Here is a 24,591-nt window from a genome sequence, read left to right on the forward strand (position 1 = left end):
TAGCAATCTATTAAACCTCATTTTTACATTGTTACAGTGTTCCAGTGTTCCAGTGTTCCATTTTCACATTGTTACATTTTCACATTGCTACATTAGTCAGTTGCCCACTTCAATCGGTCGGCTTGGTTGTATTGCCACGGTGCGGCGTTGTTTTCGATATTGGTCATCATCAGGTTCAGTTCCTGTGGTGCGGCAGATTGCTCCATCACCAAAAATCTTCTCATCTCCACAATGATCGAAAGCGGGTCGATGAGTACAGGACAAGCTTCCACACACGCGTTGCAGGTTGTACACGCCCAAAGTTCCTCTCTTGAAATATGGTCGTCGAGAAGTTTCTTTCCGTCGTCCACAAACTTTCCGTTCTTGTTGATATTTTTGCCAACCTCCTCGATTCTGTCGCGGGTTTTCATCATAATTCTTCTCGGCGAAAGTTTTTTGCCTGTAATATTTGCCGGACAAACCGCGGTACATCGTCCACATTCTGTGCAGGAATAGGCATTGAGAAGTTGAACCTGATTCAGATCAAAAACATCGCTCGCTCCGAATTTTTCAGGAACAGCGTTTGGATCTGCTTCAGGTGCAGCTGCATAAGGATCGGCATTTGGATCCATCATCAGCTTAATTTCCTTGGTTACGGAATCAAGGTTATTGAACTGTCCTTTTGGATTAAGGTTCGCGTACCACGTATTAGGAAATGCAAAAATAATGTGGAGGTGTTTGGAGAAATAAAGGTAATTCATAAAAACCAGAATCCCCACGAAGTGGAACCACCACGCTGCACGCTCCGTGAAAATCAGGAACGAACTGTCGAAATTGAACCAGTTGAAAATCGGCACAAACAATTGCTGACTGATCGGGAACGATCCGAGTTGGTGAAAACCTTCAACACCACGGCTCTGTAAAATGAAATCTGCGGAATTCATTTTAAAGAAAGCCATCATCAAAGCAAATTCAATGATAAGGATGATGTTTGCGTCGCTGATCGGCCAACCTTTCAACTCTTCAGAATCTGAGCTGACCCTTTTGATATGAAGAACATTTCTTCGGATAAAAAACAATATCACTGCAATGACAACAAGAATTGCCAAAACTTCCAGTGTGGCTGTGAAAATTCCGTAAAGTGTGGCACCTAAAATCGACGCAAGAAATCGGTGGGTCCCGAAAATCCCATCAACAATGATCTCGATTAACTCGATGTTGATGATCACGAATCCTACATACACCAAAACGTGGAGGAACCCCGCAATCGGTCGTTTCCCCATTTTTCCCTGACCTAAAGCGACGTTGGTCATCATCTTCCAGCGTTCAGGTTTGTTGTCGGTTCTGTCAATGAATTTACCCAGCTTGATGTTGCGGTAGATTTCCTTCAAACTCTTGAAAAAAAGCCCGAATCCCACGATGAGCAGGACCGCAAAAATAATATTGTCAATATATTGCATATTGAATGGAATTTAGTTTTAGTTGGAGCTGTTCTTCCCAAAAACTGAAAAATTCAAATATCTTTTCGGATTTTCCTTCAGATCAAGAATCAGTTTGTTCAGGTTTTCAGAAGACGCGTTGAGGTTTCTGTAAAGTTCCTCATCTTTTGCCAATTTACCAAGCGAACCTTCACCATTCTGTATGCCTGCAATAACGCTGTTGAGTTTATCGGCAGTTAAACTTAGTTTGTCGATGGTATTGTTGAGCTTCTTCACATCAACTTCTTCCGCCACTCTTCCGTATTTGTCGATGGCGGATTTGGCGCTGATCGTAGCAAGATTGGCGTTATCGAGCACTTTCTGAACACGCGGATCGTTATTTGCCAAAAGTGCGTTGGTTTGTCTGGAAGTAGTTTCGAATGAGGCCACAGTTTGGTTAAGGTTTGCGAGCAAACTTCTGATCATCGCCTGGTTCTGCGCATCGGTTATCGAACTTGCATTGACCATCAACGAATCCACTCTTTTTAACACTACTTGAAGCTGATCTTTTACCGGTCCAATTTGCGAGGAGAGACTGTTCATCATCGAAAGCTTGAAAGCTCCCGCCAAAGTATCGCCGTCTTTTGCCATCGGTTGTCCGTATGCCAAGTTTACGCGCATTTCTTTTCCCGACATTAATCCCGGTTCAAAAATCTCCAAAGTTGATTTTCTTGAAAACTCGAAATTATCGTCGATGATTACTTTTACGACAAAGTGGATTTTACCGTCTTTTTCGGTGATGGGAATAATTTTATCTACCTGTCCGACTTTCAAACCATTGATAGATACTGGGTTCGAAGCGGCTAATCCTTCCACATTGTCAAATTTTGCATAGAAAATATTGTCGGTGGTGAATAAGCTTTTGCCCTTCATGAACTGGAACAGGAACACGAATCCAACGATTGCAAGGATTGCGATAAGACCTGCCTTTATTTCTTTGGTGAATTTCACTTTTCTTAATTTTTGGTCAACAAATATAATATATTTTAAATAAAACTTGTGGCTTTAAACATCGGTATTAGCAACAAAAAAAGCGACTTTTGAAAGTCGCTTTTTGTATTTTAACAATTTGATTATTGCTGTGTCGTTTGCTGATTATAAATCTGGATTCTATAATCCTTAATCGTTGCATTGTCTTGCAAGCTCTTCAGGAAGAGCTGCCCAAACTGCTGCGAATTCTGCCCCTGAATCGACTGGATTACCTGCTTCACATCTCCCGGTTGCTTGTTCATGGTTTCAGATTTTTTCATCACCACGTAAACTCCGGTCATCCCTTCAACTGGGTTTGAAAGTTTGCCTTTCGCTACACCGAAAGCTGCTCCTGCAACTTTTGGCTCCATTGCACCTGCAACTTGCGGACTTAGCAAGTTAACCTGCGCAGATTGTTTAGTTACCGCAAACTGTTTTGCAAGTTGGTCAAGGTTGGTTGCTTTTGCCGCGTTGATTTTCTCTGTAATTTGTTTCGCGATAATTTTGTTTTTCACGATCGGTTCGATTTGGTCTCTAACCGCTTCCGGATCTGCAGTTCCTGCGTCCTGAATTCCGTTCAAGAAGGCAACGATTCTGTCACCGGTTCCGTCAACAGTGAAGATGTCGGTATCTCCTTTGCTTCTTTTTCTGTTGAAAGCCCATGCAATAACTTCCTCGTCTTTATCGGTTCCCAATCCCGGAATCTGTCCCTGGAATCTGCCGACTTCTTTAGGATTGCTGAACTGGTAGTTGTTCTTTTTGGCAAGGTTTGCAAATTCGTTGAAAGATTTCCCCTGAACCTGCTGAATGAATTTGGTTGCCTTCGTGTACACCTCGTTTTCAGTTTTATCTGATGGCTTGATCGTTTTTACAAGATTAGCAACTTTATAGGTCATTGAACCCGATTTTTTATCTTCGATATTGATGATGTGGTATCCGAACTGTGTCTCAACGACTCCGGTTGCACCTTTTCCGTTGGTTGCAAGGAAATGAAGGAACTCCGGAACGAAAGGAGTTGCAGGAGTCGTCCAACCCACGCTTCCTCCCTGTGCAGCAGATCCCGGATCTGAGGAATACTTCAGGAATTCTGTAAACTTGGAAGGATCAGCTTTTACCACTGCTCCAATCGAATCGGCCAATTTCTTAGCTTCTTCCTTAGTTCTTGTAACATCTGCTCCTGCCTGATTTCCTTTATAAGAAACCAAAATATGTCTTGAGAGTGTAGAGTCCGATGGTTTCTTGTCTAAAAGCTTAGAAACCACATAGAAATTTTGTTCTTTGTATGGACCCCAAGTTGTTCCTACACTTGCACCAGCAACTTTATCTTTAATCTCGGCCGGAAGTTGTGCCGCTGAAAAATAGGTTGGGTTGAAAGGCATGTCTGAATTCAGCGCAACAAACATTGAGTCGTTGGTCGTATTTTGGAAACTTTCTTTTCCGCCGCTCATTTCGCTTCCTTTAGAGAACAATTTGTTGATTTCTTTCTGTGTTGCTGCATCATCTTCCGCACTTGGCGCTGCAGGGAAATAGACTAATCCAAGGTTTCTGCTCGCATCTCTTTTGAACATAATCGGATGCTTCTTGATATAGTCTGCCAAATCTTGTGTAGTTACCTTCACTGGGTTTTTCTGCGCATAAGCATCATAATCTACTTTCACAAAGTCGATATCTGCAAGCTGGTCACGCTGCCTCATCATTTCTTCCGCCTCTTTTTTGCTCACGGTAATTCCTGTTGATACGTTTGCAAAAACCTGTCGAGCCATCATTCTGTATTCGATTGCCTTTCTGGTTTTCAGCCAGTTATTGTACATTTCGGCATTGGTTCCTTTCAGTTCTTCAACCTGTTTTTTGATTTCCTGAATCTTGAAGTTCCCTTTTGCATCAAAGTTCTCCTGGTTTTGTGCAAACATCGGATCGTACTGAAGCTGGTTCCAGAACATTTCGTCGGTAAGCTTCAATCCCATTTTATTAAATTGCTGCTCGATCAGTTTCGACTGCACAGCGAGTTGCCACGCTTGCTCCTCCAAACCTTTTGTCGGTCTGCCTTGTTGCTGCGCCTGCTGCTGAAGTATGAAAAGTTGGTCGTCAAAATCCTCTTTAGTGATTTCATCTCCATTTACTTTCCCGAAAACACCCGGTTTTGCGCCAAACAGCTTCTGCAAACTGTCGGGATTCACAACGAACGCCAACATTGCCACCGCAATAATTCCCATCAAAAGCCAGGGTCTGTTTCTAATCTCTTCTAAAACTGCCATTTTTTTGTATAATTTTATCAGTCTGCGAAAATACACATTTTTAAGAGATTAGAAAAAAAATCGAAAATTTATTTAAACCCGATTAACCGAATGCGGTAAATTTGTCTAAATTTTCCCGTGGCACAGAGCTTGTCGAATTAAAGCCACCTTTTTATTTAAAGCATTTTCGAGGATAAGCGATGAGAATGCAATGTAAACGATTCAATTAAAATGACAATTTGTCATCTGATAGTATTATGACAGAATTTGAAGACATCAATTTTGATGAAATAATGGGCGACGGATTCAGCATCGTGGCTGAAGAAATCAACCTGAACGATTTTACGGAAACTGCAGAAAACAAGGAGCAGAAAATATTCCCAATCCTGCCCGTAAGAAATATGGTGATGTTCCCGAAAGTGGTGATTCCGATTACTGCGGGAAGAGAAATGTCGATCAAACTCTTGGAGGAAGCGCAGCAAAAAGGCGAATTCATCGGAATCTTGAGCCAGAACAATTCCAGTGTGGAGCAACCTACTTCCAAAGATATGTACCAAGTGGGAACTTTGGCGAAGATCATTAAGATCATCAAACTTCCCGATGGAAATACCACCGCCATTACCAAAGGTTTCCAGAGATTTAAGATTAAAACTTTCACTTCTGCAAAACCTTATTTCAAGGCAGAAATCACGAAACTGAAAGACGTTTCTACCAAGAAAACCGAGGAATACAACGCGTTGTTAGAAAACATCAAGGATCTTGCCTTAAAAATCATCCAGCTCGATCCCAATATTCCGAATGCGGCAAACTATGCGATCAAAAACCTCAACGATAATGAGGACTTGCTGAACTTCGTCTGTACGAACGCCAATTTTGCGGCAGCGGACAAACAGAAACTTCTGGAAGAAAAAAGCTTGATGATCCGTGCAGAGAAATGTTATGAACTGATGCACAACGACTTCAGGAAACTGGAACTGCGAAACCAGATCCACCAGAAAACCAATAAGGAACTCGACAAAAACCAGCGCGAATATTTCCTGAACCAGCAGATGAAAACCATTCAGGAAGAATTGGGAGGCGGTCCCGATTCGGATGTTGAGGAGCTTCAGGAAAAAGCAAAATCCATACAGTGGAGCGAGGAAGTTGACGCCCATTTCAAAAAGGAAATCAACCGACTGCAGAGACAAAACCCGAATTCGCCTGACTACAACGTACAGCGAAACTACCTCGATTTCTTTACCGACCTTCCTTGGCAAAAATATTCCAAAGACATTTTCGACATCGTCAAAGCGGAAAGAATTCTGGACAAGGCCCACTTCGGTTTGGAAGACATCAAGAAAAGAATCCTGGAACACATGGCGGTTCTGAAACTGAAAAACAATATGAAATCGCCGATCCTCTGCTTAGTCGGTCCTCCCGGAGTAGGTAAAACGTCGCTCGGAAAATCGGTTGCGGATTCTTTGGGCAGAAAATATATCAGAGTTTCTTTAGGCGGACTCCATGACGAATCCGAAATCCGCGGACACCGAAAAACCTACATCGGCGCAATGGCAGGAAGAATTCTGCAGTCCATTAAGAAAGCAGGAACCTCGAATCCTGTGATTGTGTTGGATGAAATCGATAAAATCGGACAGGGAGTTCACGGCGATCCAAGTTCGGCGCTTTTAGAAGTCCTTGATCCCGAACAAAATTATTCCTTCTACGACAACTTCCTTGAAATGGGTTACGACCTTTCAAAAGTGATGTTTATCGCGACTGCCAATTCTCTTTCCACCATTCAACGACCACTTTTGGACCGAATGGAAATCATCGAGATTGCCGGTTACACTTTGGAAGAAAAAGTGGAAATCGCAAAACGTCATCTCATCAAAAAACAGCAGGAAGAAAACGGTCTGGATTCAAAATCATTCAAACTCGGAAATGCCGAACTGAAACACATCATCGACGCACATACTTCCGAAAGCGGCGTTCGCGGACTGGAAAAAAGAATTGCCTCAATCGCAAGATGGGTTGCGCTGCAAACTGCGACTGAGAAAGCATTTGATCCAAAAATCTCCATTGATAAAGTGGACGAAATCCTCGGAGTTCCACGTCCGAAAAGTTTGTCGGAAATCACGGGAGTTCCAGGAGTGGTGACAGGTTTGGCGTGGACGCAAGTTGGAGGCGACATCCTTTTCATCGAAAGTATTCTGAGCGAAGGAAAAGGAAACCTCACGATGACAGGAAATCTGGGAACCGTGATGAAGGAATCGGCGACGATTGCGCTGGAATATATTAAAGCAAAACACGTCGAACTGGGAATTTCTTCGGAAGACATCCAGAAGAAAAACATCCACGTTCACGTTCCGGAAGGAGCCACCCCAAAAGACGGACCTTCTGCGGGAATCGCGATGCTCACCTCGATCGTGTCGAGTTTCCGAAATAAAAAGGTAAAGCCACACTTGGCAATGACGGGCGAAATCACCCTTCGCGGAAAAGTGCTGCCTGTAGGCGGAATCAAAGAAAAACTTCTCGCCGCGGCAAGAGCGGGAATCAAGGAAATCATCCTCTGCGACGCGAACCGAAAAGATGTTCAGGAAATCAAACAGGATTATCTTAAAAACCTAAAAATCAATTACGTAAGCAGAATGAGCGAGGTGGTTGATTTGGCGGTGGAAAAATAATTTTGAACAAATAGTTTTTGCCATGAATGCACGAAAAAAATCGTGCATTCGTGGTTTTTTTATTGCTATATTTGATAAAAGTTTTTGAAGATGAACGCCATACGACAATACCATAGATTAGACGAGTCCCGCGAAATTAAGATTTCCATTCCCGAAGATTTCGCCGCAACCGAAGTGGAAGTAATGGTTCTACCTTCCAGAACGGCTTACGAAATTCCGGACGAGGTAAAGAAAATGGTGATAACGAAGAGACGAACTCGACTTATAAAATCATCAGTAGGAAAGAGGTAAAAACTGATGTTATATCGGGAATTCTCTATTATCGAAAAATATCAGAAGATCTTGCGCTCCGAATTCCCATATTCCAATGATGTGATGGACGGCGAAGAAAGCCGGCAAAACCGCACCTGCAGAAAATATAAAATTACGAAGAAGATTACGTTGGAGGAAAAGGAGTGATTTTCGTCACTATTCAATTAAAAAAGGGTTTATTTTTCAGTAAATTTGCATTTTCGAATCTAATCGCGAAACTTCAAACCTCAAACCCACATAGATGCTCCCAAAAATAAACCCAACCCGAACAAAAGCGTGGCAGGAACTGAACGCACATTTTGCGCAGAATGATTTTGAACTCCGTACGCTTTTCCAATACAATCCTGAACGATTCAACCAGTTCTCTGTTAGAAGGGAAAATTATCTTTTTGATTTTTCTAAAAATTTGATTGATGGAAGAACTTTCGAATTGCTCCAAAACTTGGCGGAAGAATGTAAACTGAAGGAAGCCATTTCGGCAATGTTTTCGGGTGAAAAAATCAACGAAACGGAAGGAAGGGCGGTTCTGCATACTGCATTGCGGGATTTCACCGATAAAGAAATCTTGGTGGATGGCGAAAACATCAAACCCAAAATCAGAAAGGTTCTGGATCAGATGAAGGGTTTTTCAGAGCGGGTGATTTCCGGTTCCCACAAAGGTTTTACTGGAAAAGAAATTACCGATGTGGTCAATATCGGAATCGGCGGTTCGGATTTGGGACCAGTGATGGTTGTTTCGGCACTGAAACATTTTAAGACACGGCTGAATGTTCATTTCGTTTCCAATGTTGACGGAAACCACATCGCGGAAACGTTAAAGACCTTAAATCCGGAAACCACGCTTTTCATCATTGCATCGAAAACTTTCACGACCCAGGAAACGATGACCAATGCGGAATCGGCAAAATCTTGGTTTTTGAAAAGCGCGAAACAGGAAGATGTCGCCAAACATTTTGTGGCTTTATCTACTAATATTCAATCAGTTAAAGCGTTCGGAATTGCAGAAGAGAATATCTTCGAATTCTGGGACTGGGTCGGAGGAAGATATTCGCTTTGGAGCGCAATCGGATTAAGCATTTCGCTTGCAGTTGGTTTCAATAATTTTGAAAATTTATTAAAGGGAGCTCACGAAACCGACGTTCATTTTCAAGCGGCAGATTTCAAAGAAAACGTCCCAGTTTTGATGGCGCTTCTCGGGATTTGGTACCGCAACTTCTTTTCCGCAGGAACTTACGCGATCCTTCCCTACTCACAATATTTGGACAGATTTCCGGCGTACCTGCAACAAGGCGATATGGAAAGCAACGGAAAATGTGTGGACCGAAACGGCGAGTTTGTGGAATACGAAACCGGCCCGATTATTTGGGGAGAACCGGGAACCAACGGACAGCACGCTTTCTACCAACTGATTCACCAAGGAACGGAATTGATTCCAGCAGATTTTATTGCTTATGTTAAATCGCCGAACCAGGTTTCTGACCATCAGGAAAAATTATTGGCGAACTTCTTTGCACAAACAGAAGCTTTAGCTTTTGGTAAAACCGAGGAAGAAGCGAGAGCGGAACTTATAGAATCCAGCAAATCTGAGGAGGAAGTGAAGCGGCTTCTTAACTTTAAAATCTTCCACGGAAATACGCCAACCAACTCATTGTTAATTAACGAATTAACTCCATTTTCATTAGGACAGCTCATTGCACTTTACGAGCATAAAATTTTCGTGCAGGGAATTATTTGGAACGTGTTCAGCTTCGACCAGTTCGGCGTGGAACTCGGAAAAGTTTTAGCTGGAAAAATTCTGAAAGAAATCGAAAGCGGGGAAACGGTAACCTCCCACGATTCTTCAACCAACGGTTTAATGAATTATTTTAAGGAAAAGAAATCAATCTGAAAAAGTAAAAACAAAATGGCTCAAATTCTCGACGGACTGAAGCTTTCGAACGAAATCAAGCAGGAAATCAAACAAGATGTTGACAAAATCATCGCTTCCGGAAAACGCGTTCCGCACCTCGCCGCAATCTTGGTGGGAAACAACGGCGCAAGCAAAGCTTATGTAAACAGCAAGGTGAAAGACTGCGCGGAAGTGGGCTTCAAATCGTCGCTCATCAAGTTTCCAAGCACCGCATCGGAATCGGAACTTTTGGAAAAAATTCAGGAACTGAACACTGATCCCGAAGTTGACGGATTCATCGTACAGCTGCCTTTACCCAAACAAATGGATCAGGAAAAAGTTATCATGGCGATCAATTCCCATAAAGACGTAGATGGTTTCCACCCCGAAAACTTCGGAAGAATGGCTTTGGAAATGAGTACTTTCCTGCCTGCAACTCCGTTTGGAATCCTTACCCTTTTCGAACGGTACAATATTGAAACAAAAGGAAAACACTGCGTAATTATCGGAAGAAGCCGAATCGTAGGAAGACCGATGAGCATTTTGATGGGCAGAAAAGATTTCCCTGGAAATTCCACCGTGACTTTAACACACAGCTACACTCCACACGTTGAGGAATTCACAAAAAATGCCGACATTGTGATCACCGCATTGGGAGATCCGCACTTCCTGAAAGCAGATATGATTAAAGAAGGAGCAGTCGTGGTTGATGTTGGAATTACCCGCGTTGACGACGATTCCGAAAAAGGTTACCATCTTGCAGGCGACGTGGATTTCGAAAGCTGCTCGAAAAAAGCAAGCTGGATCACGCCGGTTCCGGGAGGAGTTGGACCAATGACGAGAGCAATGCTGATGAAGAATACTTTGTTGGCGTATAAACATACAATTTACAAAGACTAAATTTGCAGTCGGCTTTCAGCGGTCGGCTTTTAGCAAAAAAACCGCAATTAGCTGAGAGCAGATTGCAGAAAGCAGATAGCAATGGATAAGGAACAGGAAATTTTATTAAAAGAAGGAAAAATGCTCCCGGTGATGGAGCATTTTTATACTTTGCAGGGAGAAGGTGCGCATACCGGAAAAGCTGCATATTTTATTCGTTTAGGCGGTTGCGATGTCGGCTGTCACTGGTGCGACGTGAAAGAAAGTTGGGATCCGAACCTGCATCCATTAATGAACACAGAGGAAATTGCCGAAACCGCAGCAAAATATTGCAAAACCATCGTGTTAACCGGTGGCGAACCTTTGATGTGGAACCTAGATCCACTAACCAAGAGATTAAAGGAACTCGGCTGCCAAATTCATATTGAGACTTCCGGAGCTTACGAGATGAGTGGGATTCTCGACTGGATCACACTTTCGCCCAAGAAAACGGGTCTCCCGAAAGAAGCGATTTATTCCAAAGCCAACGAGCTGAAAGTGATCGTCTTCAACAATAACGATTTCAAATTTGCCGAAGAACAGGCGGCGAAAGTTTCGGAAAACTGCAAACTTTATCTGCAAAGCGAATGGAGCAAACGCGAAGAAATGTATCCGAAAATCACAGACTTTATTTTAGCCAATCCAAAATGGCAAGCTTCGGTGCAAACACATAAATATTTGAATATTCCATAATTTATGTTAAATTTACTCTCCTGAAAACACAGATAAATGCAGAAACTTCGATTTTCGCGGTACTTCAAGGTTATTTTTATCTTACTCGATATCATCGTAATCGCGTGTGTTTTTCTGTTTTATTTTTTTAGGAATAACGGCTATAAATACGGACAGGCAATTCTGGAGCAAAATCTGCTTTCACTTATCCTGCTTATCTTTTTCTGGATTCTACTAAGCGGAAGAACCCGGTTATATACCATTCCAAGAAACCTGACATACACCATTTACCTGGAACGGTTGGTTACCCACATCTTCATCTTTATTTTCGGTGTAATTCTTTTGGCAAAGGTGAGCAACAACGATTTTCTGAAAAAAGACCGTTTCTTGATTGCGATGAGTCTTTTCCTGCTTTTGTTCCTGCTAAAATCAATGCTTTTTTTCTCGTTGAAATATTTAAGAACACTCGGTATCAACCACAGAAACGTGATGTTTCTTCGGGAAGATTCGTCATCAGAAATCCTTAGAAGCATCCTTTCCCAAAGAAAAGACTATGGTTTCAAAATCTTTGATTACCCATCCGAAAAAAGGATTGATTTTCCAAAACTGACCGAATTCTGGAAAGAAAATGGAATCCATACATTATACCTTTCCAATGGGGGAGAAAAACTGTTCAAAGAAGATGAAAGACAGCTTTTCAAACTCGCCGATCTCCATAAAATCCGGATTACTCTGATCCCGAGTATTGTGAAAAACAACTTCTTCCAATACGATTTGGACTATATTGAAACACAACCACTCCTCGTTCGCGCAAAATTCCCATTAGATTATCTTACCAACACCATATTAAAGCGCACTTTCGATATTCTCTTTTCTATTGTGGTATTGTTGGGAATCTGCACTTGGCTGTTTCCGATTATCGCACTGCTGATCAAGCTCGACAGTAAAGGGCCTGTTTTCTTCCTTCAAAAAAGATATGGTTACCATGACCAGGTTTTCAACTGCTTTAAGTTTCGGACGATGTATGTAAACGGGGACTCCGCCAATAAGACAACCGAGGAAAATGACAAAAGAATAACCGGCATCGGAAAATTTCTTCGAAAAACCAGTATCGACGAGCTTCCGCAGTTTATCAATGTGCTGCTCGGCGATATGTCGGTTGTGGGACCGCGACCACACATGCTTTTAGTTGATGATTTCTACAAACCGAAAATTGGGAGATACGTCGTTCGAAGTATGGTGAAACCTGGAATTACGGGACTTGCGCAAGTTAACGGTCTTCGTGGCGACACCGGCGATATGAATATCGAAATGCAGAAACGAATTCTTGCAGACGCATTCTACGTGAAAAACTGGAGCCTCTCCCTTGATTTGGTCATCATTCTGAAAACGGTTTTTCTGGTCATCAGCGGCGACAAAAACGCCCGATAAAAAATCATCCCCAAAAAAATAAAAAACACTAATTTAGCGCAATGTTTAAAAAACTTCTGAACGAAATTGGCGCTTACTTCCTGCTGCTGTCTAAAACTTTAAAAAGACCGCAGAAAATGTCGGTTTTCGGCAAACTTTTCATGCGCGAAATCAATGACTTAGGAGTAAATTCTTTCGGATTGGTACTCTTTACGTCGATTTTTGTGGGCGCAGTTGTGGCGATACAGATGTATAACAATTTCGATGCATCAAGTTTTCCGATTCCGAACGCCTTTATCGGCTATGCAACCAAAGTGGTTTTGATTCTGGAGTTTGCACCGACCATTATCTCCGTAATTCTTGCAGGAAAAGTGGGTTCCTACATCGCGTCGAGTATCGGAACGATGAGGGTTACCGAGCAAATTGATGCATTAGACATTATGGGTGTAAACTCGCCCAACTTCTTGATTTTACCAAAAATTCTCGCAAGTATTGTTTTTAACCCACTGCTCATCGCGATCAGTATCGTATTTGGTGTTTGGGGCGGTTATCTTGCGGGAGTAGCTACTGGAAACTGGAGCAAAGCAGACTATATCACCGGTATTCAGATGTATATGCCGCAACATTTTATTTGGTACGCGTTTTTCAAGACAGCGGTTTTCGCCTTCCTCATCGCGACGATCCCGGCTTATTTCGGATATAATGTTAAAGGCGGCTCGCTCGAAGTGGGTCGTGCAAGTACACAGGCGGTTGTGTGGACGATCGTGGCGATTATCATTATGAATTTAATTTTAACCCAAATGTTCCTGAGCTGATGATTGAAGTGAAAGACTTAAGAAAAAGTTTTGATGAGGTCGAAGTTCTCAAAGGAATTTCGACCACATTCGACACGGGAAAAGTAAACCTGATCATCGGCCAAAGTGGTTCGGGAAAAACAGTATTTCTGAAAAGTTTGCTTAATGTGTACCAACCGACTTCAGGAGAAATTCTTTTTGACGGAAGAGACATCAACAAAATGTCGCGGGAGGAAAAACAGTCATTAAGAAGTGAAATCGGGACCGTTTTCCAGGGTTCTGCACTTTTCGATTCCATGACGGTGGAAGAAAACATCATGTTCCCACTCGATATGTTTACCAACCTTACTTACCGCGAAAAGAAAAGAAGAGTTTTCGATGTCGTTGGAAGAGTCCACCTGAACAAAGCCAACCGAAAATACCCATCGGAAATTTCCGGAGGAATGCAGAAAAGGGTTGCCATTGCACGAGCAATCGTAAACAATCCCAAGTATTTATTTTGCGACGAACCCAACTCGGGACTGGATCCTTACACTTCAAATATTATCGACGACCTGCTTTTGGAAATCACCAAGGAGTACAACACGACCACTATCATCAATTCCCACGACATGAATTCGGTGATGACCATTGGTGAAAAAATTGTTTATCTTCGTCTTGGAATCAAGGAATGGGAAGGAAACAAAGACATTCTGATCAATGCCGGAAATAAAAACCTGATCGATTTCGTTTATTCTTCAGAGCTCTTCAAGGAGCTGCGCGAATATTTCCTCGAGACCAACAAAACTTCAATAGAAAATATAATAACTAAACCACCTTCAAATGAAAACAATTCTTAGCACAATTCTGTTAGCAGTCACGGTAAGCGTTTCTGCGCAAGTAAAATTTGCCGCGAAAGGGAACCTCCTTTTTAAAATGGACAAGCCGACTTGGGAAAACATCACTTCAGCGCAAACCTATGGTGATAAAGGCAAAAATAATGTCGGGTTCAATTTCGGACTTTCTGCCAAGATTGACCTCCCTGCAACTTCATTATTCGTAATGCCGGAAGTTTACTATACGACTTACAAATCCGAGTTTGATATTCCGGGAAAAGGAACCACCCTGGAAATTAAAAGTAACCGAATCGATATTCCTGTACTTTTAGGATATGACCTTTGGAGCGATATTTTGGGAATTTACGCAGGACCTGTCGCATCATACAATCTTGACAAAAATGATCAGTTCAAGGATTTTAAAGAAGATACCAAAAACAAATTTTTGATCGGTTACCAGTTTGGCGCTCAAGCGATGTTTAAAAACATTATTCTGAATGCCCGTTACGAAGGTTCCTTTACCGACGACCAGCGCGACTTTATCGATGGAATTACCAACACCACGATTCGCTACGACAGCAAGCCGGGACTGATTATTGTTGGTTTGGGATACAGTTTCTAACCACCAACAAACTTGCAAACGAAAAAAAACATGTTTAAAAGACATGTTTTTTTAATGCCATCAAATAAAAAAAGAAACATACAACTTGAAAATCTCAACTATAAATCAAATTTAATCATAACTTAAAAACCCATCACCTTTTGACTAAAATTGGAATGATTTTAGCTTAGTAATCTGGCTTTGCACTGTTGATTTCTGATGAAAAAAAATTGCTATAACAGAAAGTTTTCACTCCTAATAATTTCGATTTTCTCCACAGTTTTTGGGTATTCCCAGAACAGGATTTCGGGTGTGGTACTCGATGCCAAATCCCAAAAACCTTTGGCGGGAGCTGAAATTTTCATTAATGATAATGAGCAGCCACAAACAACTTCTACGGATGGAAAATTCGTAATCACCTCTGAATCAGGAATTAGCACCGCAAAAATCATCAAGAAAAATTATAAAACCGAAGTCCTGAATTTCGGTGACCACCGTTTTGAAAACCTCACGATTCGCCTGCAAACTGAAAAAGTAGAAGAAATCCAGGAGGTAAAACTATTAGTCGAAAACAAGAAAAAATACAAAAACAAAAAGGACAATCCCGCATACGCAATCATGCAGGAAGTCTGGAAACGAAAGAAAACCAACGGTTTAGCGAAATACGACGATTACCAATTTAAGGAATACGAGAAAATCGAAGTCGGGATGAACAATATCGATTCCGCCTTCATGCAGAAAAAAATCTTCAACGATCTGGAATTTGTTTTCAAGTACGCCGATTCGTCCAACTTCGACAAAAAGCTTACGCTGCCTGTTTTCCTAAATGAAACCATCTATAAAGTTTACGGCAAAAACAAGCCCGAAAATAAAGAAAACAGAACGATTGTCGCCAATAAATTTTCTGGTTTTAACAATAATGAGCTGATTGCTTCAACCGCAAAAAACCAGTTCAAGGAAGTAAATCTGTACGACAACACTCTGAACTTTTTCAATATCGGATTTCCAAGTCCGGTCGGAACCGACGGCTTTAGCAACTACGAATACGAGATTACCGACTCACTTTCGGTGAACGGAACTGAAAGTGTCGCGATCAGATATTTCCCGAAAAGAAAGGAGCAGTTGGCGTTTCAGGGAATTCTTTACATTTCTAAAGATACTTTTAATGTCGTAAAAGCTACGCTTAAATCCACCAACAAAATCAATGTGAATTTCGTGAACGGAATCTATCTCGAAACCGAATACGATTCGCCCAACGACACGATTTTTCTGCCGAAGAAAACTTATTCGGAACTGGAAATGTCAGTGTTTGACAAAAAGAAAGATGCGAAAGGAATTCTCTTTAAACGGACGCAGATCTTCAGCGATTACGACTTTAACCAAAATTTCGACAGCAAACTTTTAGCTCCAAACACACAAACTTTAAGCGACGATAACCTCACAAAACCCGATGAATTTTGGGAAAAGGAAAGACCTGAAAGTTTAGGCGAAAGAGAAGAGAATGTGTACAAAATGGTTTCGGAATTGGAGCAGGTTCCGAAATTCAAACGCGTGGTAAAACTTGTTGAAGTGTTGAGTTCAGGATATTTCAACGCGTGGAATGCGATCGATTTCGGCGGCATTTTTTCTGTTTTTGGCTACAACGAGGTGGAAGGATTTCGCTTAAGAGCGGGCGCAAGAACCTATTTTTCGCACAACGATTTATGGCGGATCGCTGGTTACACCGCATACGGATTTCGGGACCAGAAATGGAAATACGGTTTGGAAGGAAGGTATATGTTCGACCGCGATTTCCGTGCAACGGTCGGATTCGGAAGTCGGGAAGATATCCTGCAACTCGGTTCGCAACTCACCACCGACGATGGAATTATGACGCGTTCGTTCGCTTCTTCATCGATTTTTTCTTCGGGAAGCAATGCTTCTTTGAGCTGGCTAAAACAGCACAACCTGTTCTTCTCGATTGAACCGATTAAGAACTTCCAGTTCAGGTTTGATGCGTCTTACCAAAATATCAAGTCAGCCAATCCCGAAAAATTCAACCTCGATTTTTATAAGAACGGAGCGCTAAAATCCGAAACCGACGACTTCCACACTACCGTCAGTTTCATAGCAAGACCAGGTGCAAAATTTTCGCAATACGGAGTTGACCGTTATGAATTTACGACACTTTCGCCGACAATTGTTTTGAAATACACCCACGGATTTGAGAATGTGATGAAGGGAGATTTCGATTACGACAAGCTTCAGTTTCTGTACTCGCATCCGATCTTGCTCGGAAATTACGGTAAAACGATTGTGAATCTAGAAGCTGGAAAAAACTTTAACGCTGTTCCACTTTCACTGCAGAATATTATTCCGGGAAACCAATCCTACAGTTTGGTTCCGGGAACTTTTTCACTTTTGAAATATTATGAATTCGTTGCAGACCAATACACCACTTTTCATCTCGAACACCATTTCAACGGTAAGTTATTCTCCTACATTCCTTTAATTAAGAAACTCAAAATGAGGGAGTTGGTTTTCTTCCGCGGAGCATATGGAACGTTGAGCGAAAAGTCAAAAAACATCAACTTCGAAAACACGCGCTATTCCGCTCCGGATCAGCAGATTTACTATGAATACGGTTTCGGTTTGGAGAATATCGGTTTCGGAAACTTCAAAATTCTTCGCGTAGATTTCAACTGGCGCGGAAATTATCTCGACCGACCCGATGTGACCAAATTCGGTGTGAAATTCGGATTCCAGATGAATTTTTAGGATGGTAGTTTCTACTTCATAAACGCAAAATATCCTTTCAACACTTCCGCATTGTCAACTTTCGAAGTGTCGATTTCTAAGATTTTCGCTTTCGCGTCGGGTTTGAAGAAATTGTCGAGAACCCTTGAAAGCGTTTCCTCGTCGTCAACTTTGGTATAGCCAAAACCGAAATGCTTCGCGAGAAGTTCAGCATTTTTGTGGTGTTTTGTCAAAATAAATTCATCCAAAGCGTTGGTAGAACTCGGACCCGGAATAATCCTGAAAATATCGCCGCCTCCGTTATTGAAAATCAAAATCCGGGTGTACGGCGGAATGTAATTGTTCCAAAGTCCGTTGATATCGTAAAAGAAACTCAGATCTCCAGTTACCAAAACTGTTTGGTTCGGATTACGCATCGCAAATCCCATCGCAGTTGAAGTGGATCCGTCGATTCCGCTCGTTCCACGGTTGCAATACACTTTGTCTTTTCTAAAATCAAAAAGCTGCGCATACCGAATCGCCGACGAATTGCTGAAATGCAGATTCACATTTTCGGGAGTTTTATACGAAAGAAGTTCAAAGAATTTGAAGTCCGAGAAATTCGTGAGCAGACAGTATTCCTTGTGTTTCAGATCTTTTTTATCTCGCAGCACATCCCATAAATTAAAGAAAGGTTGCGGCTCCAATTTGGCTACATTAAGGAGTTTTGCGAAGAAGTTTTCAGGTGTGGTCTCAATTTTTTCCGTTAATGAAAAGAACGTGTCCGGTTGCCAAACTTCGTCGATGTGCCAATGATTTTTTGGTTTCGCTTTTCTCAGAAACTGCTTTACTTTTTTGGAAACCACGTTTTGCCCGACTGTAATGAGCAGTTCGGGAGCGTAGGTTTTGAAATCCTCTTCAGTAAAATTGTAGATATAGCGGTCGATATGCGAGAAAAACTTGTCATTTCTAAGGTTTGAATTTACCTCACACAAAACTACGGCACTGTGATTTTTCACCAATTGGGAAAGCTGCATTTCCAGTTCCTCGCTGTAGTCGCGGGTTCCGACCAAAATCATAATCCGTTTTGCGGTATTCCATTCTGCGGCAATGTTCGACGGGAGTTCGTACGATTTCCTGCGGATGGTTTTTTCCACCGGTGGAAATTTAGGAACTTCGGTAACCAACTCATACAAAGGTTCTTCCAAAGGAATATTGATGTGAACCGGGCCTTTTTTCTCAATGCAAAGTTCGATCGCTTTTTTGATGAGCTCGAAGTTGGTTTCATCTGCATTTTCCTTCCCGTCTTCCAAAAGCTGGAAATCTCCGTAGGAATGTTGTGCAAAAAGTTCTTTTTGGCGAATCGTTTGTCCGTCAAAAATGTCCACAAAATCCGTCGGTCGGTCTGCAGTGAGAATCAGTAAGGGAACATTCGAGTAAAACGCTTCGGTTATTGCGGGATAATAGTTTGCCGCCGCAGAACCGCTCGTACACGTAACCGCGACTGGTTTTTTCTCGCTTTTCGCCATTCCCAAACCGACAAATCCGGCGCTTCTTTCATCGACAATGCTGTAACAGTTGAATCCTTCCGACTCCGAAAAATGGATCGCCAAAGGTGCGTTTCTGGAACCTGGTGAAATTACGATATTGTGAATCCCATATTCGTTTAAAAGGTACGCCAAAGCTTGTATGCTTCGTTTGGAAGAGAACTGTTTCATCTGAAATTTTGATAAATGCAAATTTACTGATAATTAAAGTTTTGAAAAGCATATTTTAAGGTTAATTGGCGGTTTTCGGTTTTTCCTCCCGGTAATTATCTCTATTTTTGCCGCTGTAATTTTTAAGCAAATACAATGAATCAAATTCCTAGTGTGGATTTGCGTGATTTCCTTTCGGACAACCCGGAACGCAAACAAAAATTTGTAAATGAAATCGGAAAAGCTTACGAAGAAATCGGATTTGTCGCACTGAAAGGTCACTTTCTGGATGACAAACTGGTGGATGAACTTTACGGCGAGGTGAGAAACTTCTTCAACCTTCCCGTTGAGACCAAACAAAAATACGAAATCCCTGGAATCGGCGGACAGCGCGGTTATGTGGGATTTGGTAAGGAAACCGCAAAAGGTTTCAAGAAAGGCGATCTGAAGGAATTCTGGCATTTCGGGCAGTATCTTGACGAAGGTTCAAAATATGCCGAGGTTTATCCTGACAACGTGAATGTTACGGAAACCCCAAAATTCAACGAGGTTGGAAAACAGGCATACCAAATGCTGGAGAAAACCGGAGTTTATGTGTTGAGAGCTTTGGCGGTGCACCTCGGTTTGGACGAATTTTATTTCGACAAATATGTGAAGGAAGGGAATTCAATTCTCCGTCCGATCCACTATCCGCCAATCACGGAAGAACCGGAAAACGCGGTTCGCGCAGCAGCTCACGGCGACATCAATCTGATTACGCTTTTGATGGGAGCACAGGGAAAAGGACTTCAGGTGCAAAACCACGACGGCGAATGGATCGACGCGATCGCACAACCCGACGAACTAATGATCAATGTTGGAGATATGCTTTCAAGACACACCAACAACAAACTGAAATCCACGATTCACCAAGTTGTAAATCCGCCGAGAGAATTGTGGGGAACTTCGCGTTACTCGATTCCTTTCTTTATGCACCCGGTAAGCGAAATGCCACTGAACGCGCTTGAAGGAACTTACGACGAAAGCAATCCGAAACTTTATCCCGATACCACCGCCGGAGAATTCCTCCACGAAAGATTGGTTGAGTTGGGACTCATCAAGTAAACTTCGGAACATATAATATGGAACGGGCAGATTTATTTCTGTCCGTTTTTTTGTGACACAAAGTGTTCAAAGTTCCTCAAAGTTCACAAAGAATTATTTTTTAAAGGGCGCTTCGCTTTGAAAGGTTTATTTTAAAAAGTTGGTCTTTACCAAGCAACGCGCCTTCGAGACCGAAAAACTTTGAGTACTTCGTGAAAATCCTTCGAGTGCTTTGTGTAAGAACAAAAAACGCTGTCCAGAGTTTATATTGCTAAAATTTTTTCCCTTAAAACTTAACATTTCTCCTTACCAAAAACCTACACTGCCAAAAATCATCCCTTCGCTTTGTAAATTTTAATAAAACCAATCCAAAACTTTTGTAACTTTAGTTTCCCAAAAAAAAGTCCGAAGTCCGAAGTCCGAAGTCCGAAGTCCGAAGTCCGAAGTCCGAAGTCCGAAGTCCGAAGTCCGAAGTCCGAAGAACGAAGTCCGAAGAACGAAGTGAACCTTGGAACTTGAAACCTGAAACCTGAAACCTGAAACTCGAAACTTCAAACCTCAAACCTCAAACCTCAAACCTTTAAACAAACAAAAAAATTCATATTATGAGTGCTGAAACCAAAAATTTACGGAATGTGGTGATGCTCGGTCATTCTGACAGCGGCAAAACCACGCTTATAGAAGCCATGTTATTCGAAGGCGGGGAGATCAAGCGCCGCGGAACTGTGGAAGGACAGAACACCGTGAGCGACAACACCGATTTGGAGCACGAAAAAGGCAAGACCATTTTCTCCCACCAAATGTTTGTCAACTGGCGCAATAATAAAATCAATATTATCGACACTCCCGGATTTGACGATTTCGTTGGCGAAGTCGTTTCGTCATTAAAAGTTGCCGATACCGCAATCATCGTTCTGAACGCTGCAAACGGTGTGGAAGTAGGAACAGAGCTCGTTTGGGAATATGTGGAACAAAACCACACTCCGGCGATTTTCGTCATTAACCAAATGGATCACCCGAAAGCTGATTTCGATAAAACTTTGGAGCAGGCAAAAGAAAGATTCGGGTCTAAACTCGTTCCGATCCAATATCCTTACAATTCCGGAGCAAATTTCAACCAGATCATCGACGCGTTGAGAATGGTGATGTACGAATTCCCTGCAAACGGAGGGAAACCAGAAAAGAAACCCATACCGGAATCTGAACTGGAAAAAGCCAACGCGATGCACAACGCACTCGTGGAAATCGCCGCAGAAAATGAGGAAGGTTTGATGGAAAAATATTTCGAGGAAGGAAACCTTTCCGAAGAAGAACTGGCAAAGGGAATTACGATCGCCATCGCGAATCAGCAGTTCTTCCCGGTTTTCGTAACCAGTGGTTTGAAAGATATGGGAAGCGGAAGATTGATGGGATTCATCAACGATATCGCTCCATCACCGGCAGAAAGACCTGCAAGAGTACTCGAAAATGGCGAGAAAATTTCCTACGATCCGAATGACAAAACAACGGTTTTCATTTATAAAACCCTTTCTGAACCGCAGGTGGGAATGGTTTCCTACTTTAAAGTCCTTACAGGAAAACTGAAAGCAGGCGACGAATTGGTGAATGCCAACAATGGCGAGGTGGAAAGAATTTCGCAGCTTTATATCGCTAAAGGAAAAGAAAGAATCGCTGTTGATGAACTGGTTGCAGGTGATTTAGGAGCTACCGTGAAACTGAAATTCGGGCACTCCAACAATACGTTGAACGCGAAAGGATTGGACAGAAAAATCCGCCCTATGGAATTCCCGGAAAGCCGGATCAGAAAAGCGGTTTCCACCGACTCATCCGCCGATATGGAAAAATTGGTGACCGCGCTTCACAGAATTGAGGAAGAAGATCCTACCTTGAAAGTAGAACAATCTGCAGAACTGAAGCAAACTATTCTGCATGGACAGGGACAACTTCACCTCGATTTGGTTAAGCAACGTCTCGAGAAAGAATTCGGTGTGAAGATGAATTTCGACAATCCGAAAATTCCTTACCGCGAAACAATTACCGGAACTGCCGATGCTGATTACCGCCACAAAAAACAATCCGGTGGAGCGGGACAGTTCGGTGAAATCCATATGCGCGTAGAAAATTTCTACGAAGGAATGGACGAACCATCCGGATTCAACATCCGCCAAAAAGAAATCGAAGATTTACCATGGGGCGGAAAACTCGCTTTCTACTGGTGCATCGTGGGTGGAGCGATCGACAACCGCTACATCGGCGCCATCAAAAAAGGAATTATGCAGCAGATGAAAGAAGGACCTTTGACCGGATCTCACTGCCAAAACATTCGGGTTTCTGTGTACGACGGAAAAATGCACAGCGTGGATTCCAACGATATCTCGTTCCAATTAGCGGCTTCAGGAGCGTTCAAAACTGCTTTCCACATGGCGAAACCGCAACTTCTGGAACCGATGTATTCGGTGGAAATTCTCTGTCCGGATGAAGATACCGGCGACGTGATGGGAGATCTTCAAACAAGGAGAGCCATTATTTCGGGGATGGATTCCGAAGGTCACTACCAGAAAATTATGGCAAATGTTCCGTTGGCAGAAATGCACGATTACGGTTCCACACTCCGTTCGATTACGGGAGGAAGAGCCAAGTTTAAACTGAAATTTGCAGATTATCAGCTGGTTCCGTCGAATGTACAGCAGGAACTGGTGAAACAGCATTCCGCAGAAAGTGTGGAAGCTTAACATTATTTCAGATTAATTTTTCAATCCTTCAGGTTTTTCCTGGAGGATTTTTTGTGATCGCTAAAGTTTGAATTCTTGATGAATAGAAGTTTTTTTCCTACGGAACCTCCAAAAAGATTATTTTTTGCGAATCGGCGTCAGCAAATCCACCAATCCGTTCAGCTTGATTTCGTAAACCGTCGAAAGCTGCATTCCCAGTTTTCCTTTAGGCATGCCTTTTCGCTGAAACCATTCCAGATAAGAAATGGGCAAATCGGCGAGAATCGTTCCCTTGTATTTTCCGAAAGGCATTTTTGCTTCGCAGATTTCTTTTAATATTTCAGGAATGGGAATTTGGTTTGACATTATTTGATTTTGTTTGAAAATATTTGACTATTTCTTATTTCCTGAAAATTAACAAATGATTTTGCGAATTCAAAAACGATGAAAAATTTGATTCTTTTCTCTGCACCAATTGCATCTTGCACCAATTTGCACCAATTTGCATCAAATATTCAAGTCGATTTTCTTTTCAATTTCTTTAGGTTCGGGTAGGATGATTTCGTTTTCGTCATTTGAAAATTCGTCGCGGTAAACCTGTATCAGCAGAACTGTTATTGAAATAAGGATCGGCCCGAAAATCAGTCCCATGAATCCGAAAAGGTTCATTCCGACGATAATTCCAAAAACGGTGTTTAAAGGATGTATATTTTCTAACTTTTTCAAGACGGTGAATCGCAGCACATTATCGGTCAACCCAACCACAATCAGCGCATACGCGGCTAATCCCAATCCAGGAGCAAGGTTCCCTTCCGCAATCATGAAAACGCAAACCGGAATCCATACAATTGCGGCTCCCACAATCGGAAGCATCGATGCGACGCAGGTCAAGGCGAAAAGGAGCAACGGACTCGGCGCACCAAAAATCCAGTAACCGATCAAAGCGATCAAACCCTGTCCGATCGCGACTACCGGAATTCCGATGGCGTTTGCGACAACCATTTTCTGGATTTTATCACCAATCAGGTTGATGTTGGCTTTCTTCAAAGGAGCGGCTTCCCTTACAAGTCTTTCAAAAAACCTTGGCTTTTCCAACATAAAATAAAGGATAAAATACATCGAAACAATGATGGTCAACGTATTGAAGGTCCCACTCAACGCCGCGGTGGAGAACTGGGCAACCTTGTTTTTTAAGGTCGAAATGTTTTCTTTGCTCAGAATATCCAGATTGGTTTTTTGGTAAATGAAGTCGTTGATTTTGTCGATGAACACGTTGAACTTATCCATGTACGCAGAAGCGTTCCCAAGCTTTGCGATCAAGAGATCCGCAATGAAATACACCGGCAAAATCAACACGACCAGTGTCGCCAGAATCAAGACTGTGGAAGCGAGCCACGGTTTCCACTTTTTTTCTTCCTGAAGGTAAAGGTTGTACTTTCTACAGATGATGTATAGCGTAATCGCACCCAAAGCCGACGGAATGAACAGCGAGAGGTTGTAGAAGATCAAACCCGCAAGCGAAACAATCACCGCAAGCAAAAAGAACTGCTTGATCTTAACTCCGTGGATCTGGTATTTTCGGTTCGGCATAAAGCGGTATTAAAAAAGCAACAGCACAAAACTATTGCTTTCAAATGTACAAATATTATTGG

General features: G+C 42.2%; 19 protein-coding genes. 13 read left to right on the forward strand and 6 right to left on the reverse strand.

The window, feature by feature from the left end:
* Positions 1 to 92: 92 nt before the first annotated feature.
* From MTP09_RS13565 to MTP09_RS13575, 3 genes are all read right to left on the reverse strand, one after another.
* A complete protein-coding gene (locus MTP09_RS13565; RefSeq protein ID WP_243549020.1) occupies positions 93 to 1,439 on the reverse strand; it encodes a (Fe-S)-binding protein in 1,347 nt (448 codons plus the stop codon).
* Positions 1,440 to 1,457: 18 nt separating this feature from the next.
* Positions 1,458 to 2,408: an MlaD family protein gene (locus MTP09_RS13570; RefSeq protein ID WP_243549022.1), complete on the reverse strand. Its 951-nt coding sequence runs from the start codon at positions 2,406 to 2,408 to the stop codon at positions 1,458 to 1,460.
* Between the two features lie 122 nt (positions 2,409 to 2,530).
* Positions 2,531 to 4,681 (reverse strand): peptidylprolyl isomerase, encoded by a 2,151-nt coding sequence (locus MTP09_RS13575; RefSeq protein WP_243549024.1) that lies wholly within the window; start codon positions 4,679 to 4,681, stop codon positions 2,531 to 2,533.
* 236 nt (positions 4,682 to 4,917) lie between these two features.
* Here MTP09_RS13575 and lon point away from each other — a divergent pair, with 236 nt between their 5' ends.
* The 11 genes from lon to MTP09_RS13630 all read left to right on the forward strand — a co-directional run bounded on the left by lon (position 4,918) and on the right by MTP09_RS13630 (position 17,490).
* Complete coding sequence (gene lon, locus MTP09_RS13580; protein ID WP_243549026.1) at positions 4,918 to 7,323, forward strand: endopeptidase La; 2,406 nt, start codon at positions 4,918 to 4,920, stop codon at positions 7,321 to 7,323.
* A gap of 90 nt (positions 7,324 to 7,413) precedes the next feature.
* The gene (locus tag MTP09_RS13585; RefSeq protein ID WP_243549028.1) at positions 7,414 to 7,614 is read left to right on the forward strand and encodes a hypothetical protein; all 201 of its coding nucleotides are present in this window, start codon (positions 7,414 to 7,416) and stop codon (positions 7,612 to 7,614) included.
* A 6-nt stretch (positions 7,615 to 7,620) separates the two neighbouring features.
* Positions 7,621 to 7,782 (forward strand): hypothetical protein, encoded by a 162-nt coding sequence (locus MTP09_RS13590; RefSeq protein ID WP_243549030.1) that lies wholly within the window; start codon positions 7,621 to 7,623, stop codon positions 7,780 to 7,782.
* Positions 7,783 to 7,876: 94 nt separating this feature from the next.
* Complete coding sequence (gene pgi / locus MTP09_RS13595) at positions 7,877 to 9,523, forward strand: glucose-6-phosphate isomerase (protein ID WP_243549032.1); 1,647 nt, start codon at positions 7,877 to 7,879, stop codon at positions 9,521 to 9,523.
* 15 nt (positions 9,524 to 9,538) lie between these two features.
* Positions 9,539 to 10,423 carry a bifunctional 5,10-methylenetetrahydrofolate dehydrogenase/5,10-methenyltetrahydrofolate cyclohydrolase gene (locus tag MTP09_RS13600; protein ID WP_243549035.1) on the forward strand — a complete coding sequence of 295 codons (885 nt, stop codon included), beginning with the start codon at positions 9,539 to 9,541 and terminating at the stop codon, positions 10,421 to 10,423.
* Positions 10,424 to 10,504: 81 nt separating this feature from the next.
* Entirely contained in the window at positions 10,505 to 11,134 is a 630-nt protein-coding gene (locus MTP09_RS13605) for a 7-carboxy-7-deazaguanine synthase QueE (RefSeq protein WP_243549037.1), read from the forward strand.
* 36 nt (positions 11,135 to 11,170) lie between these two features.
* Positions 11,171 to 12,544: an exopolysaccharide biosynthesis polyprenyl glycosylphosphotransferase gene (locus tag MTP09_RS13610; protein ID WP_243549045.1), complete on the forward strand. Its 1,374-nt coding sequence runs from the start codon at positions 11,171 to 11,173 to the stop codon at positions 12,542 to 12,544.
* A gap of 41 nt (positions 12,545 to 12,585) precedes the next feature.
* Complete coding sequence (locus tag MTP09_RS13615; RefSeq protein WP_243549047.1) at positions 12,586 to 13,338, forward strand: MlaE family ABC transporter permease; 753 nt, start codon at positions 12,586 to 12,588, stop codon at positions 13,336 to 13,338.
* A complete protein-coding gene (locus MTP09_RS13620) occupies positions 13,338 to 14,156 on the forward strand; it encodes an ABC transporter ATP-binding protein (protein WP_243551678.1) in 819 nt (272 codons plus the stop codon). Before MTP09_RS13615 ends, MTP09_RS13620 begins: the two co-directional genes overlap by 1 nt.
* Positions 14,140 to 14,754 carry an outer membrane beta-barrel protein gene (locus MTP09_RS13625; RefSeq protein WP_243549049.1) on the forward strand — a complete coding sequence of 205 codons (615 nt, stop codon included), beginning with the start codon at positions 14,140 to 14,142 and terminating at the stop codon, positions 14,752 to 14,754. The genes MTP09_RS13620 and MTP09_RS13625 overlap by 17 nt, the downstream gene beginning before the upstream one ends.
* 198 nt (positions 14,755 to 14,952) lie before the next feature.
* Positions 14,953 to 17,490: a DUF5686 family protein gene (locus tag MTP09_RS13630; protein ID WP_243549051.1), complete on the forward strand. Its 2,538-nt coding sequence runs from the start codon at positions 14,953 to 14,955 to the stop codon at positions 17,488 to 17,490.
* Positions 17,491 to 17,501: 11 nt separating this feature from the next.
* Here MTP09_RS13630 and menD read toward each other — a convergent pair whose 3' ends face one another.
* Positions 17,502 to 19,166 carry a 2-succinyl-5-enolpyruvyl-6-hydroxy-3-cyclohexene-1-carboxylic-acid synthase gene (gene menD / locus MTP09_RS13635; protein WP_243549059.1) on the reverse strand — a complete coding sequence of 555 codons (1,665 nt, stop codon included), beginning with the start codon at positions 19,164 to 19,166 and terminating at the stop codon, positions 17,502 to 17,504.
* 135 nt (positions 19,167 to 19,301) lie between these two features.
* Here menD and MTP09_RS13640 point away from each other — a divergent pair, with 135 nt between their 5' ends.
* Both MTP09_RS13640 and MTP09_RS13645 read left to right on the forward strand, forming a co-directional pair.
* Positions 19,302 to 20,249 (forward strand): isopenicillin N synthase family dioxygenase, encoded by a 948-nt coding sequence (locus tag MTP09_RS13640; protein WP_243549061.1) that lies wholly within the window; start codon positions 19,302 to 19,304, stop codon positions 20,247 to 20,249.
* Between the two features lie 584 nt (positions 20,250 to 20,833).
* On the forward strand, positions 20,834 to 22,960 hold the full coding sequence (locus MTP09_RS13645) for an elongation factor G (protein ID WP_243549063.1): 2,127 nt from the start codon (positions 20,834 to 20,836) through the stop codon (positions 22,958 to 22,960).
* A gap of 117 nt (positions 22,961 to 23,077) precedes the next feature.
* Here the strand turns inward: MTP09_RS13645 and MTP09_RS13650 are convergent, their stop codons facing one another.
* Both MTP09_RS13650 and MTP09_RS13655 read right to left on the reverse strand, forming a co-directional pair.
* On the reverse strand, positions 23,078 to 23,305 hold the full coding sequence (locus MTP09_RS13650; RefSeq protein ID WP_243549065.1) for a DUF3820 family protein: 228 nt from the start codon (positions 23,303 to 23,305) through the stop codon (positions 23,078 to 23,080).
* A 141-nt stretch (positions 23,306 to 23,446) separates the two neighbouring features.
* Positions 23,447 to 24,529 carry an AI-2E family transporter gene (locus tag MTP09_RS13655; protein WP_243549067.1) on the reverse strand — a complete coding sequence of 361 codons (1,083 nt, stop codon included), beginning with the start codon at positions 24,527 to 24,529 and terminating at the stop codon, positions 23,447 to 23,449.
* Positions 24,530 to 24,591: the final 62 nt, after the last annotated feature.

It is taken from the genome of Chryseobacterium suipulveris, from assembly GCF_022811685.1.
In the GTDB taxonomy this organism is placed as follows: domain Bacteria; phylum Bacteroidota; class Bacteroidia; order Flavobacteriales; family Weeksellaceae; genus Kaistella; species Kaistella suipulveris.

Coding starts and splice junctions, on each gene's coding strand:
- MTP09_RS13655 (WP_243549067.1), bottom strand. CDS start 24,529: ATGCCGAACCGAAAATACCAGATCCACGGAGTTAAGATCAAGCAGTTC.
- MTP09_RS13565 (WP_243549020.1), bottom strand. CDS start 1,439: ATGCAATATATTGACAATATTATTTTTGCGGTCCTGCTCATCGTGGGA.
- lon (WP_243549026.1), top strand. CDS start 4,918: ATGACAGAATTTGAAGACATCAATTTTGATGAAATAATGGGCGACGGA.
- MTP09_RS13605 (WP_243549037.1), top strand. CDS start 10,505: ATGGATAAGGAACAGGAAATTTTATTAAAAGAAGGAAAAATGCTCCCG.
- MTP09_RS13630 (WP_243549051.1), top strand. CDS start 14,953: ATGAAAAAAAATTGCTATAACAGAAAGTTTTCACTCCTAATAATTTCG.
- MTP09_RS13610 (WP_243549045.1), top strand. CDS start 11,171: ATGCAGAAACTTCGATTTTCGCGGTACTTCAAGGTTATTTTTATCTTA.
- MTP09_RS13625 (WP_243549049.1), top strand. CDS start 14,140: ATGAAAACAATTCTTAGCACAATTCTGTTAGCAGTCACGGTAAGCGTT.
- MTP09_RS13600 (WP_243549035.1), top strand. CDS start 9,539: ATGGCTCAAATTCTCGACGGACTGAAGCTTTCGAACGAAATCAAGCAG.
- MTP09_RS13650 (WP_243549065.1), bottom strand. CDS start 23,305: ATGTCAAACCAAATTCCCATTCCTGAAATATTAAAAGAAATCTGCGAA.
- MTP09_RS13575 (WP_243549024.1), bottom strand. CDS start 4,681: ATGGCAGTTTTAGAAGAGATTAGAAACAGACCCTGGCTTTTGATGGGA.
- MTP09_RS13640 (WP_243549061.1), top strand. CDS start 19,302: ATGAATCAAATTCCTAGTGTGGATTTGCGTGATTTCCTTTCGGACAAC.
- MTP09_RS13590 (WP_243549030.1), top strand. CDS start 7,621: ATGTTATATCGGGAATTCTCTATTATCGAAAAATATCAGAAGATCTTG.
- pgi (WP_243549032.1), top strand. CDS start 7,877: ATGCTCCCAAAAATAAACCCAACCCGAACAAAAGCGTGGCAGGAACTG.
- MTP09_RS13585 (WP_243549028.1), top strand. CDS start 7,414: ATGAACGCCATACGACAATACCATAGATTAGACGAGTCCCGCGAAATT.
- MTP09_RS13645 (WP_243549063.1), top strand. CDS start 20,834: ATGAGTGCTGAAACCAAAAATTTACGGAATGTGGTGATGCTCGGTCAT.
- MTP09_RS13615 (WP_243549047.1), top strand. CDS start 12,586: ATGTTTAAAAAACTTCTGAACGAAATTGGCGCTTACTTCCTGCTGCTG.
- menD (WP_243549059.1), bottom strand. CDS start 19,166: ATGAAACAGTTCTCTTCCAAACGAAGCATACAAGCTTTGGCGTACCTT.
- MTP09_RS13620 (WP_243551678.1), top strand. CDS start 13,338: ATGATTGAAGTGAAAGACTTAAGAAAAAGTTTTGATGAGGTCGAAGTT.